Raw genomic sequence first — 15,653 nt, 5'->3', positions numbered from 1 at the left:
ATGAGCGGGCGTCTGATGTGCTCGGAAAATCGCGGCTTGATGGGTGTTTGCGTGGCCTGGATCGGCGAGAATAGACACCCCCTGAAATTTGCCGGGGGTTTGTGGAGAGCATGTGATGGTTTTTGATCAGGTACGCCAACGGCGCCTGTCCGACGACATTGTCGATCGGCTGGAAGGGATGATTCTGGAAGGCACGCTGACCTCGGGGCAGCGGCTGCCGGCCGAGCGCGTCCTGGCCGAACAGTTTGGTGTGTCCCGCCCGTCACTGCGTGAGGCGATCCAGAAGCTGGTGGCCAAGGGGCTGTTGGTCAGCCGTCAGGGCGGGGGTAATTTTGTGGCGGAGTCGTTGGGGTCCACCTTCAGCGACCCGTTGCTGCAGTTGCTCGAGCACAGTGCCGAAGCGCAGCGTGACCTGCTCGAATTCCGCCATACCCTGGAGGCGTCCTGCGCCTATTACGCTGCCCAGCGTGCCACCGAGCCGGACCGGGCACGGTTGAAGGCGGCCTTCGATGCGCTGCAGGACTGCTATGCCAGGGTCGATGAGGTGACCCGTGCCGAGGAGGGCGCGGCTGATGCGCGCTTTCACCTGGCGATCGCCGAGGCCAGCCATAACGCGGTGTTGCTGCACACCATCCGGGGGCTGTTCGACCTGCTCAAGCGCAACGTGGTGACCAACATCGGCGGCATGTACCAGCAGCGCACCGAAACCCGGGACATGCTGATCAGTCAGCACCGGGAACTGTACCTGGCGATTGTCGAGGGCAGGGCGGAGGATGCGCGAGAGGTGTCCAGCCGGCACATTTTGTATGTGCAGGAGGTGCTGCATGAGGCGCACGAAGAAGCGCAGCGGGTGGCGCGGGCGGAGCGGCGCAGCGGGCGCTGAGAGCACGCTCTTTGTGCTGTAACGCGGGGCCTGTGGGAGCGGCCTTGCGTCGCGAAAGGGTCGCAGAGCGACCCCAGGATCGGCGTCGATGCGCAGATTGCTGGGGCTGCTTCGCAGCCCTTTCGCGACACAAGGCCACTCCCACAGCGGCCAGGCAGGCTGGTTAGTCTTCCTTGCCCTTGTTCCGCACAGCCCGCTGCAGCTCGCGGTTGGAATCGCGTTCGCGCATGGTGTCGCGCTTGTCGAATTCCTTCTTGCCCTTGCCCAGTGCGATTTCGCACTTGATCAGGTGCTTGCTCCAGTACAGCGCCAAAGCCACACAGGTGTAGCCTTTTTGCGCCACGGCCGCTTCCACGCGCTCGAGCTCGCGCTTGTTCAGCAGCAGCTTGCGGGTGCGTGTAGGGTCGGCGATGACGTGGGTGCTGGCCGTGGTCAGCGGGGTGATGTGGCTGCCGAACAGCCAGGCCTCACCGTCCTTGAGCAGCACGTAGCTGTCAGTCAGGTGCGCCTTGCCGGCTCGCAGGCTTTTTACTTCCCAGCCGGACAGGACCAGCCCGGCCTCGAACTTGTGTTCGATGAAGTAATCGTGTCGCGCTTTCTTGTTTTGCGCGATGGTCCCGGTCGGATGTTTTTTTTGCTTAGCCATAGGGGCGGCATTATAGGCAAGTCCGCGCGTCGTCCGCTATGGGATTTCGGTGTGCTTGAGCCACTGGAATGAATACCGGACAATACAAACCCTGTCATACGCACAGAACCTGTTTTCGGCACGCTGCGAAGCGCCGCCACCCAGCCTTGGAAGTGACGCCTGGATGACTACCCATATTCAACGCTCCGCCCTGCTGCCATACCCCGCCCAGGCGCTTTACGATCTGGTCAACGATGTGGCCAGCTACCCTGAGTTTTTGCCGTGGTGCTCGGCCTCGACGGTGATCGAAACCAGCGATACACACATGCGTGCCAAGCTCGAAGTGGCCAAGGGTGGTATGAGCCAGCACTTCGTGACGCGTAACGTGCTGGTGCCGGGGCAGTCCATTGAGATGAACCTCGAAGAAGGGCCATTCACCCAGTTGCATGGTGTGTGGGTGTTCAAGGCGCTGGGTGAAAAAGCCTGCAAGATCAGCCTGGACCTTTCCTTCGATTACGCTGGGCCGATTGTGCGCGCCACGTTGGGCCCGCTGTTCAATCAGGCGGCCAACACACTGGTCGATGCGTTCTGCCAGCGCGCCAAGCAATTGAATGCCTGACGGATAAGGCGCAAACAAAAAGCCCGGACCAGGTCCGGGCTTTTTTGCATCTGCTGTTCCCGCTTAGCGGGTTTCCAGCGGTGCCGGGGTCGGGACCGGGGTGGTCTCGATGGTGTCGATCTCGCGCTGGATGGACTCTTCGGTCGAACCAGGCTTGGCCGGTTTTTCTTCAGGTTGCGCTGCCGGCTGTTCGGCCTGGCCTGGCTCGGTGGCTGGGCTGACGGTGGTGTCGCTGCTGCCGCCGAGGATTTCCTGATCGCGGCTTACGCCTGGCATGAAGTCGCCAGACAGGCTGACCAGTTGATCGCTTTCGTTGAAAAATACACTCATGCGTTCTTGCTGACGTTTACCGCCACCAGGCTGCAGGCTGTACAGGTAATCCCAACGATTGGTGTTGAAGGTGTCCTGAATCAGCGGGTTGCCCATGATAAACCTTACTTGCCGGCGGGTCATTCCCGGGCGTAATTGGTCTATCATGTCTTGCGTGACGACATTGCCCTGCTGGATGTCGATTTTGTAAACCCCGGGAAACGAGCAACCGGCGAGTGCGAGCAGTCCCACTAGGGTGAGGCTGGTTAGCAAGAGCTTGGTGTTTTGCATCGGTGGGCGACTTCCACTATCTTGGCTGGACAACGTAAACCCCGATCATACCCGTATTAAGAGAAGCTGCGAAGCAGCATCGGCGAGAAAGCTGACCATGGTTGAAAATAGCGAATTGCGCAAAGCCGGTCTCAAGGTGACCCTGCCTCGAGTCAAGATCCTTCAGATGCTCGACTCTACCGAGCAGCGTCACATGAGTGCAGAGGATGTCTACAAGGCGCTGATGGAGGCTGGCGAGGATGTAGGCCTGGCCACCGTCTATCGCGTGCTGACCCAGTTCGAGGCGGCGGGTCTGGTGGTTCGCCACAACTTCGACGGCGGTCATGCAGTGTTCGAGCTGGCTGATGGCGGTCACCACGACCACATGGTGAACGTGGATACCAGTGAAGTCATCGAATTCATGGACGCCGAAATCGAGAAGCGCCAGCGCGAAATCGTAGCCGAGCATGGCTTCGAGCTGGTGGACCACAATCTGGTCCTGTACGTGCGTAAGAAGAAGTAACGATTTTTCGTTATGGATAGCAAAGGCGACCTTCGGGTCGCCTTTGTGCTTTCTGGGGCTAAAAGATGTGTTGTCCGTGCCGGCCTCTTCGCGGGCGCGCCCGCTCCCACAGGTACACCTCAGGTTTCAGATCCTGTGATCACCCTGTGGGAGCGGGCGTGCCCGCGAATCGTCCTGGAAAAGCAAGGCTCAGGCCTTGCCGCTCACCACCATCTTGCGCGCATGCGCCAAAGATTCCTTGGTCAGGTCGATCCCGCCGAGCATCCGCGCCACTTCTTCCACGCGCTCACGCTTGCCAAGGCTAGCCACGGCGGTGTGGGTGGTGTCGCTGTTGCGCACCTTGTGCACGAACAAATGGTGATGCCCCTGCGCCGCCACCTGCGGCAGGTGGGTCACGGTCAGTACCTGGCCGCGCTCGCCCAGGCGCCGCAGCAGTTGGCCGACGATTTCTGCCGTTGGCCCGCCAATACCCACGTCGACTTCGTCGAACACCAGGGTGGGAATACGCGAGGTCTGCGCGGTAATGACCTGGATCGCCAGGCTGATGCGCGACAGTTCGCCACCCGACGCCACCTTCGCCAGGGCCTTGAGCGGCTGGCCAGGGTTGGCGCTGACCAGCAGTTCGATCTGCTCCAGGCCATGGGGTGACAGTTCGGCGCCTTCGTTCGCTGTCAGTTCGATGCAGAAGCGCCCGCCAGGCATGCCCAGGCGCTGGATTTCCTGCTCCACCGCGCCTGCCAGCTGCTGCGCTGCTTGCTGGCGCAGGCCGCTGAGTTCGCGCGCCTTCTCTTTATAGTGCTGGGCGTAGGCGGCAAGCTCTTCGCCCAGCCGCTCGATCGACTCGTCACTGGCGTTAAGGCCTTCCAGCTCCTCCATCAGTTGCTGTTGCAGGTGGGGCAGCTCGGTGGGGTGCACCCGGTGTTTGCGCGCCAGGGTGTAGATGGTGTCCAGGCGCTCTTCCAGGGCTTGCAGGCGCATCGGGTCGGCGTCGAAGTTGTCGAGGAAGCGGTTGAGTTCGCCCACGGCTTCCTCGACCTGAATCTGCGCGCTGGCGATCAGGTTGGCCGCTTCACTCAGTGCCTTGGGCGAGTTGGTGGCGGCACCCAGGCGGTTGAGGCTGGAGGTGAGGGCGCTGAGCACATTGCCCGAATCACTCTCGCTACACTGGTCGATGACCTGGCGGCAGATGCCGAACAGGGCTTCGGCGCTGGTCAGGTTCTTGTGTTCCTGCTCCAGCTGCTCCAGTTCGTGCTCGCCCAGGCCGAGGTTGTCCAGCTCTTCCAGCTGGTAACTGAGCAACTGGTGGCGGGCGCGCTGCTCGTCGCCCGAGTTGGACAGGCGCTCCAGCTCCAGGCGGGTCTGGTTCCAGCGCTTGGCTGCAAGCTGTACCTGGCGGGCCAGGTCGACGGCACCGGCATACTCGTCAAGCAGGCGACGGTGGGTGTCGGTCTTGAGCAGGGACTGGTGCTCGTGCTGGCTGTGGATATCGATCAGCAGTTCGCCCAGCGCCTTGAGGTCGCCGAGCGGGCAGGGCGTGCCGTTGATGTAGCCGCGGCTGCGGCCTTCGGCGGTGATCACCCGGCGCAAGATGCACAGGCCTTCGTTGTCCAGGTCGCGCTCGGCCAGCCAGGTATGCGCTTCGGGAATGTCCACCAGGTCGAAGGTGGCCAGGATGTCCGCCTTGTCGGTGCCGGGGCGCACCACGCCGCTGTCGGCACGGTCGCCCAGGGCAAGGCCGAGGGCGTCGAGCATGATCGATTTGCCGGCACCGGTCTCGCCGGTGATGACGGACATGCCACGGGCGATTTCGAGGTCGAGGTGCTCGACGATGGCGTAGTTGTGAATGGACAGGTGCACCAGCATGGGGGCGGCTCCCGGAAATCAGGTCTGGTTATTTATACAGTACTTTTTTCAGGCCTGCCAATGCCCCTTCGCAGATTCTGTTGCAGCCTCGAAAACCACCTTGCCCCTTGAACCTGGTTTTTCCGGCCCCATATAGCCGACATCCAAGGCGAGCCTGGCTCGCAGTCCACAAAATTGCGCAGGAGAGACCCCATGGCTGATGAGCAGCTGAACGAGAAAGACCTTAACGTGGAAGAAACCGGTGCAGGCAATGCAGCTGATACCCGTGTTCTGGAGCTCGAGGAACAGCTGGCCGCAGCCAAGGACCAGGCGCTGCGCGCCGTTGCCGACCTGCAGAACGTACGCCGTCGTGCCGAGCAGGATGTGGAGAAAGCCCACAAGTTCGCCCTGGAGAAGTTCTCCAGCGACTTGCTGCCGGTGATCGACAGCCTGGAACTGGCCCTGGCTCACTCCAGTGCCGACGATGAGCACGTCAAGCAGATCCGCGAAGGGGTCGAGCTGACCCTGAAGATGTTCCAGGACACCCTCAAGCGCTACAACCTTGAAGCTGTCGACCCGCACGGCCAGCCGTTCAACCCTGAGCACCACCAGGCCATGGCCATGCAGGAAAACGCCGAGGTCGAGCCAAACAGCGTGCTGAACGTGTTCCAGAAGGGCTACCTGCTGAACGGCCGCCTGCTGCGCCCCGCCATGGTGGTGGTCAGCAAGGCGCCGAGCGCGGCGCAACCCTCGATCAATGAAAAGGCTTGAAATCCTTCGGGGCATCCCCATCTAGGTGTCAAGCCTTCAAGTATTACCGCAGTTGGCCAAAGTAGTCGCTGCTACCAAATTCAAGTTTCGGGAGAGTTAACATGGGTAAAATCATCGGTATCGACCTGGGGACCACCAACTCGTGCGTCTCCATTCTGGAAAACGGTAACGTCAAAGTCATCGAAAACGCCGAAGGTGCGCGTACTACCCCTTCGATCGTGGCCTACGCCAACGATGGCGAAATCCTGGTCGGCCAGTCGGCCAAGCGCCAGGCTGTCACCAACCCGCACAACACCCTGTTCGCAGTGAAGCGCCTGATTGGCCGCCGCTTCGAAGAAGATGTCGTGCAGAAAGACATCAAGCTGGTGCCGTACAAGATCGTCAAGGCGAACAACGGTGACGCCTGGGTCGAGGCTGCTGGCAAGGAAATGGCTCCGCCGCAGATCAGCGCCGAAGTTCTGAAGAAAATGAAGAAGACCGCCGAAGACTACCTCGGCGAGCCAGTCACCGAAGCGGTCATCACCGTTCCGGCCTACTTCAACGACAGCCAGCGCCAGGCTACCAAAGACGCCGGCCGCATCGCTGGCCTGGACGTAAAACGCATCATCAACGAGCCGACTGCCGCTGCACTGGCTTACGGTATGGACAAGGCCAAGGGCGACCACACCGTCATCGTTTATGACCTGGGTGGTGGTACCTTCGACGTTTCGGTCATCGAAATCGCCGAAGTCGACGGTGAGCACCAGTTCGAAGTACTGGCTACCAACGGCGACACCTTCCTGGGTGGCGAAGACTTCGACATGCGCCTGATCGACTACCTTGTCGACGAGTTCAAGAAAGAGTCGGGCATGGACCTGAAGAACGATCCTCTGGCCCTGCAGCGCCTGAAAGAAGCCGCAGAAAAAGCCAAGATCGAGCTGTCGTCCGCTCAGTCGACCGACGTCAACCTGCCGTACATCACTGCAGATGCCACCGGTCCTAAGCACCTGAACGTGAAGATCTCCCGCGCCAAGCTGGAGTCGCTGGTCGAAGACCTGGTCAAGCGTACCATCGAGCCTTGCCGCATCGCCCTGAAAGACGCCGGCATCGACGCCAGCAAGATCGACGACGTGATCCTGGTCGGCGGTCAGACCCGCATGCCGCTGGTGCAGAAAGAAGTAGCCGACTTCTTCGGTAAAGAAGCGCGCAAGGACGTCAACCCGGACGAAGCCGTCGCCATGGGCGCTGCCATCCAGGGTGCGGTACTGGCCGGTGACGTGAAAGACGTCCTGCTGCTGGACGTAAGCCCGCTGACCCTGGGTATCGAAACCATGGGTGGCGTGATGACCGCGCTGATCGAGAAGAACACCACCATCCCGACCAAGAAGTCGCAGGTGTTCTCGACTGCCGACGACAACCAGAGCGCCGTGACCATTCACGTGCTGCAAGGTGAGCGTAAGCAGGCTGCGCAGAACAAGTCGCTGGGCAAGTTCGACCTGGCTGACATTCCGCCAGCACCGCGTGGCGTGCCGCAAATCGAAGTGACCTTCGACATCGATGCCAACGGCATCCTGCACGTAGGTGCGAAAGACAAGGCCACCGGCAAGACTCAGTCGATCGTGATCAAGGCCAACTCCGGCCTGTCGGACGAAGAGATCGAGCGCATGGTGCGTGACGCCGAGGCCAACGCCGAGGAAGACCGCAAGTTCGAAGAGCTGGCTGCTGCCCGTAACCAGGGTGACGCGCTGGTGCACTCGACCCGCAAGATGGTCGCTGATGCAGGTGACAAGGTTACCGCTGAAGAGAAAACCGCCATCGAGGCCGCCGTTGTTGCCCTGGAAGCCGCTGTCAAAGGCGACGACAAGGCTGCCATCGACGCCAAGGTTGAGGAGCTGTCCAAGGTCTCTGCCCCGGTTGCCCAGAAGATGTACGCCGAGCAGTCGGCTGAACAGCCTCAGGGTGGCGCGCAGCAGGCCGAGCCGGAAGCCAAGCACGATGACGTGGTTGACGCCGAGTTCGAAGAAGTGAAAGACAACAACAAGCAGTAATCCCTGCATGTTGTCGGCCAGTTCCCCGTCGTTTGCCGGGGAGCTGGTAGGATGTCGCCGCGCGGGGGCTTGCTCCCGCGTTGGCGTATCTGGAATTCGAGAATTTTTACAGCATCTGTCAGCGGCTCTTGAGGGTCGCGCGCGGGTGCTGATGGCGTGGCGCAGATGCCACACGCCCAACAAGGTGCAAATGACCTATGTCCAAGCGTGATTATTATGAGGTCCTGGGTGTCGAGCGCGGCGCCACTGAAGCGGACCTCAAGAAGGCTTACCGCCGTTTGGCGATGAAGTACCACCCGGACCGCAACCCGGGCGATAAAGAGTCGGAAGACAAGTTCAAGGAGGCCAACGAGGCCTACGAAGTGCTGTCGGACGCGAGCAAGCGTGCGGCCTTCGACCAGTATGGCCATGCGGGTGTCGACCCAAGCATGGGTGGCGGTGGTGCCGGCTTTGGTGGTGCCAACTTCTCCGACATCTTCGGTGATGTGTTCAGCGACTTCTTCGGCGGCGGTGGTCGCGGTGGCGGTCGAGGCGGTGCCCAGCGCGGCAGCGACCTGCGCTACACCCTGGAGCTGAACCTGGAAGAAGCGGTGCGTGGCACCACGGTCAGTATCCGCGTGCCCACCCTGGTCAACTGCCAGCCGTGCGACGGTTCCGGTGCCAAGAAGGGCTCGACCCCGTCGACCTGCCCGACCTGTGGCGGCATCGGCCAGGTGCGCATGCAGCAAGGCTTCTTCTCGGTGCAGCAGACCTGCCCGCGCTGCCATGGCCAAGGCAAGATCATTACCGACCCGTGCACTTCGTGCCATGGTGAAGGTCGTGTCGAGGAATACAAGACGCTGTCGGTCAAGGTGCCGGCAGGTGTCGATACCGGCGACCGCATCCGTCTGTCGGGTGAGGGCGAGGCTGGTACTCATGGTGGCCCGACTGGCGACCTGTACGTGGTGATCAGCGTGCGTGAGCACGAGATTTTCCAGCGCGACGGCAAGCATTTGTACTGTGAAGTGCCGATCAGCTACACCGATGCTGCCTTGGGTGGCGAGCTGGAAGTGCCGACCCTGGATGGTCGCGTGAAGCTGAAGATTCCGGAAGGCACCCAGACCGGTAAGCAGTTCCGTCTGCGTGGCAAGGGCGTTGCCCCGGTGCGTGGCGGTGGTGCGGGTGACCTGCTGTGCCGTGTGGCCGTAGAAACCCCGGTCAATCTCAGTCGCCGTCAGCGCGAGCTGCTCGAAGAGCTGCGTGATTCGCTGGAAGGTGACAGTTCCCACTCGCCCAAGGCCAGCGGCTGGTTCGATGGTGTGAAGCGCTTCTTCGGCGATCTCTGACAAGGAACAGGTTATGCGACGTATTGCAGTGATGGGCGCGGCGGGGCGGATGGGCAAAACCCTTATCGAAGCCGTGCAACAAACATCGGGCGCGGGGCTGACTGCGGCGATCGATCGCCCTGACAGCTCGTTGGTCGGGGCTGATGCCGGAGAGCTGGCGGCACTTGGCCGAATTGGCGTGCTGCTGTCCGACGACCTGGCCAAGGTTGCCGACGAGTTCGATGTACTGATCGACTTCACTCACCCCTCGGTGACCCTGAAGAACCTCGCGTTCTGCCGCAAACACGGCAAGGCGATGATCATCGGCACGACCGGTTTTACAGTCGAAGAGAAGCAGCTGTTGGCCGAAGCTGGCAAGGACATTCCAATCGTGTTCGCCGCCAACTTCAGCGTGGGTGTCAACCTTAGCCTCAAGCTGCTGGATATGGCTGCGCGGGTGCTGGGCGATGATGTCGATATCGAAATCATCGAGGCGCACCACCGGCACAAGGTCGATGCGCCATCGGGTACCGCACTGCGCATGGGTGAAGTGGTTGCCAATGCGCTGGGCCGTGATCTGCAGGAAGTGGCCGTATATGGCCGTGAAGGGCAGACCGGCGCGCGTGATCGCAAGACCATCGGTTTCGCTACCGTGCGTGCCGGCGATGTGGTGGGCGATCACACCGTGTTGTTCGCTGCCGAAGGCGAGCGCCTGGAAATCACCCACAAGGCTTCCAGTCGCATGACCTTCGCCAAGGGTGCCGTGCGTGCGGCGCTGTGGCTGGATGGGCGCGAGCCGGGGCTGTATGACATGCAGGATGTGCTTGAGCTGCGTTAAGCCGTGAGTGTGGTGTTGGCTTCTTCGCGGGCAAGCCCGCGAAGAAGCCAACACAGATGTCAGTCTGTCGCATTGATGTGTTTTAGAGACACATCCACGGTAGACCGAAAACACACTTTTCTGTAAGCTACAGCTTTAGTGTGTCCACTAAAAGCGCGCAGCGAATTGAATTCAGCACATGAAAGCGGGGTGACGTGTCCATACGTCACTCCGCTTTTTTGCAACCTGCGATCGCCCTTTCATGCTTGATTTACGGGAGGTCTTCTTGACAAAGCCAGCCATACTCGCCCTTGCCGACGGCAGTATTTTTCGCGGTGAAGCCATCGGTGCCGACGGTCAGACCGTTGGTGAGGTGGTATTCAACACCGCTATGACCGGCTACCAGGAAATCCTTACAGACCCTTCCTACGCGCAGCAAATCGTTACCCTGACCTACCCGCACATCGGCAACACCGGTACTACTCCGGAAGACGCCGAGTCGAACCGCGTCTGGTCCGCTGGCCTGGTCATCCGTGACCTGCCGCTGCTGGCCAGCAACTGGCGTAACACCCAGTCGCTGCCTGAGTACCTCAAGGCCAACAACGTCGTTGCCATCGCTGGCATCGACACCCGCCGCCTGACCCGTATCCTGCGTGAAAAAGGCGCCCAGAACGGTTGCATCCTGGCCGGTGACAACATCAGCGAAGAAGCCGCCATCGCCGCCGCCCGCAGCTTCCCAGGCCTGAAGGGCATGGACCTGGCCAAGGTAGTTTCCACCAAGGAACGCTACGAGTGGCGCTCCAGCGTGTGGGAGCTGAAAACCGACAGCCACCCGACCATCGACGCAGCCGACCTGCCTTACCATGTGGTCGCCTTCGACTATGGCGTCAAGCTGAACATCCTGCGCATGCTGGTTGCCCGTGGCTGCCGCGTGACCGTGGTGCCGGCCCAGACCCCTGCCAGCGAAGTGCTGGCACTCAACCCGGACGGCGTGTTCCTGTCCAACGGCCCTGGTGACCCTGAGCCGTGCGACTACGCGATCCAGGCGATCAAGGAAATCCTCGAAACCGAGATCCCGGTATTCGGCATCTGCCTCGGCCACCAGCTGCTGGCCCTGGCTTCCGGCGCCAAGACCGTGAAAATGGGCCACGGCCACCACGGTGCCAACCACCCGGTCCAGGACCTGGATACCGGTGTGGTCATGATCACCAGCCAGAACCACGGCTTCGCCGTTGACGAGGCGACCCTGCCGGGTAACGTTCGCGCCATTCACAAGTCGCTGTTCGACGGCACCCTGCAGGGTATCGAGCGTACCGACAAGAGCGCGTTCAGCTTCCAGGGCCACCCTGAAGCGAGCCCGGGCCCGACCGACGTCGCGCCTCTGTTCGATCGTTTCACCGATGCCATGGCCAAGCGCCGCTGAGCATCCTGCTTCAAGGCCCCGGGCCGGCACACGCCGCGCCCGGCAGCGCCTGACCCAGATTGTTCAAAGCGGCTTGCCGACTGACCCCGGATTTGAGTGACCACCATGCCAAAACGTACAGACATCAAAAGCATCCTGATTCTCGGCGCTGGCCCGATCGTGATCGGCCAGGCCTGCGAATTCGACTACTCCGGCGCCCAGGCCTGTAAAGCCCTGCGCGAGGAAGGTTTCCGCGTCATCCTGGTGAACTCCAACCCAGCCACCATCATGACCGACCCGGCCATGGCCGACGCCACCTACATTGAGCCGATCAAGTGGCAATCGGTGGCCAAGATCATCGAGAAAGAGCGCCCGGACGCCGTCCTGCCGACCATGGGTGGCCAGACCGCCCTGAACTGCGCCCTGGACCTGGAGCGCCACGGCGTTCTGGAGAAGTTCGGCGTAGAGATGATCGGTGCCAACGCTGACACCATCGACAAGGCCGAAGACCGTTCGCGCTTCGACAAGGCCATGAAGGACATCGGCCTGGAATGCCCGCGCTCTGGTATCGCCCACAGCATGGAAGAGGCCAATGCGGTCCTCGAGAAGCTTGGCTTCCCGTGCATCATTCGCCCGTCGTTCACCATGGGCGGCACCGGCGGCGGTATCGCTTACAACCGTGAAGAGTTCGAAGAAATCTGCACCCGTGGTCTGGACCTGTCGCCGACCAAAGAGCTGCTGATCGACGAATCGCTGATCGGCTGGAAGGAATACGAGATGGAGGTGGTCCGCGACAAGAAGGACAACTGCATCATCGTCTGCTCGATTGAGAACTTCGACCCGATGGGTGTGCACACCGGTGACTCGATCACTGTTGCCCCGGCACAGACCCTGACCGACAAGGAATACCAGATCATGCGCAACGCCTCGCTGGCGGTGCTGCGTGAAATCGGTGTGGAAACCGGCGGTTCCAACGTCCAGTTCGGCATTTGCCCGAACACCGGCCGCATGGTCGTCATCGAGATGAACCCGCGCGTATCGCGTTCGTCCGCCCTGGCCTCCAAGGCCACCGGCTTCCCGATCGCCAAGATCGCCGCCAAGCTGGCCATTGGTTACACCCTCGACGAGCTGCAGAACGACATCACTGGCGGTCGCACCCCAGCGTCCTTCGAGCCGTCGATCGACTACGTCGTCACCAAGCTGCCACGCTTCGCCTTCGAGAAATTCCCGAAAGCCGACGCCCGTCTGACCACCCAGATGAAATCCGTGGGTGAAGTCATGGCCATCGGCCGTACTTTCCAGGAGTCCCTGCAGAAAGCCCTGCGCGGCCTGGAAGTCGGCGCCTGCGGCCTCGACCCGAAAGTCGACCTGGCCAGCCCGGAAGCCGCCAGCATCCTCAAGCGCGAACTGACCGTGCCGGGTGCTGAGCGTATCTGGTATGTCGCCGATGCCATGCGTTCGGGCATGACCTGCGAAGAAATCTTCAATCTGACCGGCATCGACATGTGGTTCCTGGTGCAGATGGAAGACCTGATCAAAGAAGAAGAGAAGGTCAAGACCCTGGCCCTGTCGGCAATCGACAAGGACTACATGCTGCGCCTCAAGCGCAAGGGCTTCTCGGACCAGCGCCTGGCAGTACTGCTGGGTATCACCGACAAGAACCTGCGTCGCCACCGCCACAAGCTGGAAGTGTTCCCGGTGTACAAGCGCGTCGACACCTGCGCCGCCGAGTTCGCCACCGACACCGCCTACCTGTACTCCACCTACGAGGAAGAGTGCGAGGCCAATCCGTCGACCCGCGACAAGATCATGATCCTGGGTGGCGGCCCGAACCGTATCGGCCAAGGTATCGAGTTCGACTACTGCTGCGTGCACGCAGCCCTGGCGCTGCGTGAAGACGGTTACGAGACCATCATGGTCAACTGCAACCCGGAAACCGTCTCCACCGACTACGACACTTCCGACCGCCTGTACTTCGAGCCGTTGACCCTGGAAGACGTGCTGGAAGTCTGCCGCGTCGAGAAGCCGAAAGGTGTGATCGTTCACTACGGCGGTCAGACCCCGCTGAAGCTGGCCCGCGCTCTGGAAGAAGCTGGCGTGCCGATCATCGGTACCAGCCCTGACGCCATCGACCGCGCCGAAGACCGTGAGCGCTTCCAGCAGATGGTTCAGCGCCTGAGCCTGCTGCAGCCGCCAAACGCCACCGTGCGCAGCGAAGAAGAAGCCATCCGTGCTGCCGGCAGCATCGGCTACCCGCTGGTCGTGCGTCCGTCCTACGTACTGGGCGGCCGTGCCATGGAGATCGTCTACGAGCTGGACGAGCTCAAGCGCTACCTGCGTGAAGCGGTACAAGTGTCGAACGACAGCCCGGTACTGCTCGACCACTTCCTCAACTGCGCCATCGAGATGGACGTGGATGCGGTGTGCGACGGCACCGACGTGGTCATCGGCGCGATCATGCAGCACATCGAGCAGGCTGGCGTACACTCCGGCGACTCGGCGTGCTCGCTGCCACCTTACTCGCTGAGCAAGGAAGTGCAGGACGAAGTCCGCGTTCAGGTCAAGAAAATGGCGCTGGAGCTGGGCGTAGTCGGCCTGATGAACGTGCAGCTGGCCCTGCAGGGCGACAAGATCTACGTGATCGAAGTCAACCCGCGTGCCTCGCGTACCGTACCGTTCGTGTCCAAGTGCATCGGCACGTCCCTGGCGATGATCGCAGCCCGTGTCATGGCGGGTAAAACCCTGAAAGAGCTGGGCTTCACCCAGGAAATCATCCCGAACTTCTACAGCGTGAAGGAAGCCGTCTTCCCGTTCGCCAAGTTCCCAGGGGTTGACCCGATCCTCGGCCCTGAGATGAAATCGACCGGTGAAGTGATGGGTGTCGGTGACAGCTTCGGTGAAGCCTTCGCCAAAGCCCAGATGGGTGCCAGCGAAGTGCTGCCGACGGGCGGTACCGCGTTCATCAGCGTACGGGACGACGACAAGCCACAAGTGGCCGGCGTTGCCCGCGACCTGATCGCCCTGGGCTTCGAAGTGGTTGCCACTGCCGGCACCGCCAAGGTTATCGAGGCGGCTGGCCTGAAAGTGCGCCGTGTGAACAAAGTGACCGAAGGTCGCCCTCACGTGGTCGACATGATCAAGAACGACGAAGTGTCGCTGATCATCAATACCACCGAAGGTCGCCAGTCGATCGCCGACTCCTACTCGATTCGTCGCAATGCGCTGCAGCACAAGATTTACTGCACCACTACCATTGCGGCTGGTGAAGCCATCTGCGAAGCGCTGAAATTCGGTCCGGAAAAGACCGTTCGTCGCTTGCAGGATCTGCATGCAGGACTGAAAGCATGAGCATTACCAAATACCCGATGACCGTCCAGGGCGCTCGCGCCCTGGAAGAAGAGCACCTGTTCCTGAGCAAGACCGAGCGTCCGCGCCTGAGTCAGGCCATTGGTGAAGCGCGTGAGCTGGGTGACCTCAAGGAAAACGCCGAATACCATGCCGCCCGTGAGGAGCAGGGTATGGTCGAAGCGCGTATCCGTGATATCGAAGGCCGCCTGCAGAATTCGGTGGTCATCGATGTGACCACCATTCCTCACACCGGCAAGGTGATTTTCGGTACCACCGTGGTACTGGCCAACACCGAAACCGATGAAGAGGTGACCTACCAGATCGTTGGCGAGGATGAAGCTGACGTGAAGCAGGGCAAGCTGTCGAGCGGCGCACCCATTGCCCGTGCCATCATCGGCAAGGAAGAAGGTGATACTGTCGTCGTCAAGACGCCTAGTGGCACGGTCGAGTACGAGATTGTCGAAGTCAAGCACATCTGACCGACGCCTGCGTGCGCCGTCCCTCGAGGGGATCCTCTGGCAACTGGCCCAGGTTTTCTGGGTCGGTGGCCTGTGGGTGTTCCATGTCGGGCTGGTGCCTGCGCTCAAGGTCAGTGGCCTGGCCCCGCTGCTGGTACAGGATATCGCCGGGCAGATCGACCGCTGGTTGATCGGCGTGGCGTTGCTTGGCTTGTTGACCCAGCTGGCAGTGCTGGCGAGGGTGGACGGCCTGGCGGCCTGGTGGCGGCAGTTCCGCGGCCAGATGCTGTTGCTCGGCTTCGGGGCCTGCGTGGGGTATTACACCTTGCGCTACGGTATTTCCGTGGGCGAGCGCTGGCAGATGTTCTGCTTCCTGGTGCTGGGCTTTTCCGGCATCGTGCTGGTGGCCCAGCCGGTACCGGTCAGGGCGCGTTCACCGCGCCACTGATCGGAGC

The 15,653-nt window shown here is 61.4% G+C and carries 14 protein-coding genes; 11 read left to right on the top strand and 3 right to left on the bottom strand.

Annotation, left to right across the window (positions count from 1 at the left end; translation table 11 throughout):
- Positions 1 to 115: 115 nt before the first annotated feature.
- Positions 116 to 883: an FCD domain-containing protein gene (locus QYE47_RS09920; RefSeq protein WP_010955371.1), complete on the top strand. Its 768-nt coding sequence runs from the start codon at positions 116 to 118 to the stop codon at positions 881 to 883.
- A 163-nt stretch (positions 884 to 1,046) separates the two neighbouring features.
- Here QYE47_RS09920 and smpB read toward each other — a convergent pair whose 3' ends face one another.
- Positions 1,047 to 1,529 (bottom strand): SsrA-binding protein SmpB, encoded by a 483-nt coding sequence (gene smpB, locus QYE47_RS09915; protein WP_014592415.1) that lies wholly within the window; start codon positions 1,527 to 1,529, stop codon positions 1,047 to 1,049.
- 163 nt (positions 1,530 to 1,692) lie between these two features.
- Between smpB and QYE47_RS09910 the strand changes: the two genes are divergently transcribed.
- Entirely contained in the window at positions 1,693 to 2,127 is a 435-nt protein-coding gene (locus QYE47_RS09910) for a type II toxin-antitoxin system RatA family toxin (protein WP_014592414.1), read from the top strand.
- A gap of 63 nt (positions 2,128 to 2,190) precedes the next feature.
- Here QYE47_RS09910 and QYE47_RS09905 read toward each other — a convergent pair whose 3' ends face one another.
- On the bottom strand, positions 2,191 to 2,727 hold the full coding sequence (locus QYE47_RS09905; protein WP_023390041.1) for an outer membrane protein assembly factor BamE: 537 nt from the start codon (positions 2,725 to 2,727) through the stop codon (positions 2,191 to 2,193).
- Positions 2,728 to 2,824: 97 nt separating this feature from the next.
- Here QYE47_RS09905 and fur point away from each other — a divergent pair, with 97 nt between their 5' ends.
- Entirely contained in the window at positions 2,825 to 3,229 is a 405-nt protein-coding gene (gene fur / locus QYE47_RS09900; protein ID WP_003249922.1) for a ferric iron uptake transcriptional regulator, read from the top strand.
- 189 nt (positions 3,230 to 3,418) lie between these two features.
- Here the strand turns inward: fur and recN are convergent, their stop codons facing one another.
- Entirely contained in the window at positions 3,419 to 5,092 is a 1,674-nt protein-coding gene (recN, locus tag QYE47_RS09895; RefSeq protein ID WP_070384359.1) for a DNA repair protein RecN, read from the bottom strand.
- A 192-nt stretch (positions 5,093 to 5,284) separates the two neighbouring features.
- Here recN and grpE point away from each other — a divergent pair, with 192 nt between their 5' ends.
- The 8 genes from grpE (at position 5,285) to QYE47_RS09855 (ending at position 15,646) form a co-directional block, all read left to right on the top strand.
- Positions 5,285 to 5,842, top strand: a complete 558-nt coding sequence (gene grpE / locus QYE47_RS09890) for a nucleotide exchange factor GrpE (protein ID WP_010955367.1) — start codon at positions 5,285 to 5,287, stop codon at positions 5,840 to 5,842.
- Positions 5,843 to 5,943: 101 nt separating this feature from the next.
- Positions 5,944 to 7,869 (top strand): molecular chaperone DnaK, encoded by a 1,926-nt coding sequence (gene dnaK, locus QYE47_RS09885; protein ID WP_010955366.1) that lies wholly within the window; start codon positions 5,944 to 5,946, stop codon positions 7,867 to 7,869.
- A 197-nt stretch (positions 7,870 to 8,066) separates the two neighbouring features.
- Positions 8,067 to 9,194: a molecular chaperone DnaJ gene (gene dnaJ, locus QYE47_RS09880; protein WP_010955365.1), complete on the top strand. Its 1,128-nt coding sequence runs from the start codon at positions 8,067 to 8,069 to the stop codon at positions 9,192 to 9,194.
- Between the two features lie 13 nt (positions 9,195 to 9,207).
- On the top strand, positions 9,208 to 10,011 hold the full coding sequence (gene dapB, locus QYE47_RS09875; protein ID WP_012053753.1) for a 4-hydroxy-tetrahydrodipicolinate reductase: 804 nt from the start codon (positions 9,208 to 9,210) through the stop codon (positions 10,009 to 10,011).
- A gap of 265 nt (positions 10,012 to 10,276) precedes the next feature.
- Positions 10,277 to 11,413, top strand: coding sequence for a glutamine-hydrolyzing carbamoyl-phosphate synthase small subunit (gene carA / locus QYE47_RS09870; protein WP_014592411.1), 1,137 nt, complete (start codon positions 10,277 to 10,279; stop codon positions 11,411 to 11,413).
- Between the two features lie 105 nt (positions 11,414 to 11,518).
- Positions 11,519 to 14,740, top strand: a complete 3,222-nt coding sequence (gene carB, locus QYE47_RS09865) for a carbamoyl-phosphate synthase large subunit (protein WP_010955363.1) — start codon at positions 11,519 to 11,521, stop codon at positions 14,738 to 14,740.
- On the top strand, positions 14,737 to 15,219 hold the full coding sequence (gene greA, locus QYE47_RS09860; protein ID WP_003249939.1) for a transcription elongation factor GreA: 483 nt from the start codon (positions 14,737 to 14,739) through the stop codon (positions 15,217 to 15,219). Before carB ends, greA begins: the two co-directional genes overlap by 4 nt.
- Entirely contained in the window at positions 15,197 to 15,646 is a 450-nt protein-coding gene (locus QYE47_RS09855; protein ID WP_012053750.1) for a hypothetical protein, read from the top strand. The genes greA and QYE47_RS09855 overlap by 23 nt, the downstream gene beginning before the upstream one ends.
- Positions 15,647 to 15,653: the final 7 nt, after the last annotated feature.

This window comes from Pseudomonas sp. 2,4-D (assembly GCF_030418155.1).
In the GTDB taxonomy this organism is placed as follows: Bacteria; Pseudomonadota; Gammaproteobacteria; order Pseudomonadales; family Pseudomonadaceae; genus Aquipseudomonas; species Aquipseudomonas alloputida.
Note: the sequence above shows the minus strand (reverse complement) of the source record. Positions and strands in the feature narration are given on the sequence as shown.

Coding starts and splice junctions, on each gene's coding strand:
- QYE47_RS09920 (WP_010955371.1), top strand. CDS start 116: ATGGTTTTTGATCAGGTACGCCAACGGCGCCTGTCCGACGACATTGTC.
- smpB (WP_014592415.1), bottom strand. CDS start 1,529: ATGGCTAAGCAAAAAAAACATCCGACCGGGACCATCGCGCAAAACAAG.
- QYE47_RS09910 (WP_014592414.1), top strand. CDS start 1,693: ATGACTACCCATATTCAACGCTCCGCCCTGCTGCCATACCCCGCCCAG.
- QYE47_RS09905 (WP_023390041.1), bottom strand. CDS start 2,727: ATGCAAAACACCAAGCTCTTGCTAACCAGCCTCACCCTAGTGGGACTG.
- fur (WP_003249922.1), top strand. CDS start 2,825: ATGGTTGAAAATAGCGAATTGCGCAAAGCCGGTCTCAAGGTGACCCTG.
- recN (WP_070384359.1), bottom strand. CDS start 5,092: ATGCTGGTGCACCTGTCCATTCACAACTACGCCATCGTCGAGCACCTC.
- grpE (WP_010955367.1), top strand. CDS start 5,285: ATGGCTGATGAGCAGCTGAACGAGAAAGACCTTAACGTGGAAGAAACC.
- dnaK (WP_010955366.1), top strand. CDS start 5,944: ATGGGTAAAATCATCGGTATCGACCTGGGGACCACCAACTCGTGCGTC.
- dnaJ (WP_010955365.1), top strand. CDS start 8,067: ATGTCCAAGCGTGATTATTATGAGGTCCTGGGTGTCGAGCGCGGCGCC.
- dapB (WP_012053753.1), top strand. CDS start 9,208: ATGCGACGTATTGCAGTGATGGGCGCGGCGGGGCGGATGGGCAAAACC.
- carB (WP_010955363.1), top strand. CDS start 11,519: ATGCCAAAACGTACAGACATCAAAAGCATCCTGATTCTCGGCGCTGGC.
- greA (WP_003249939.1), top strand. CDS start 14,737: ATGAGCATTACCAAATACCCGATGACCGTCCAGGGCGCTCGCGCCCTG.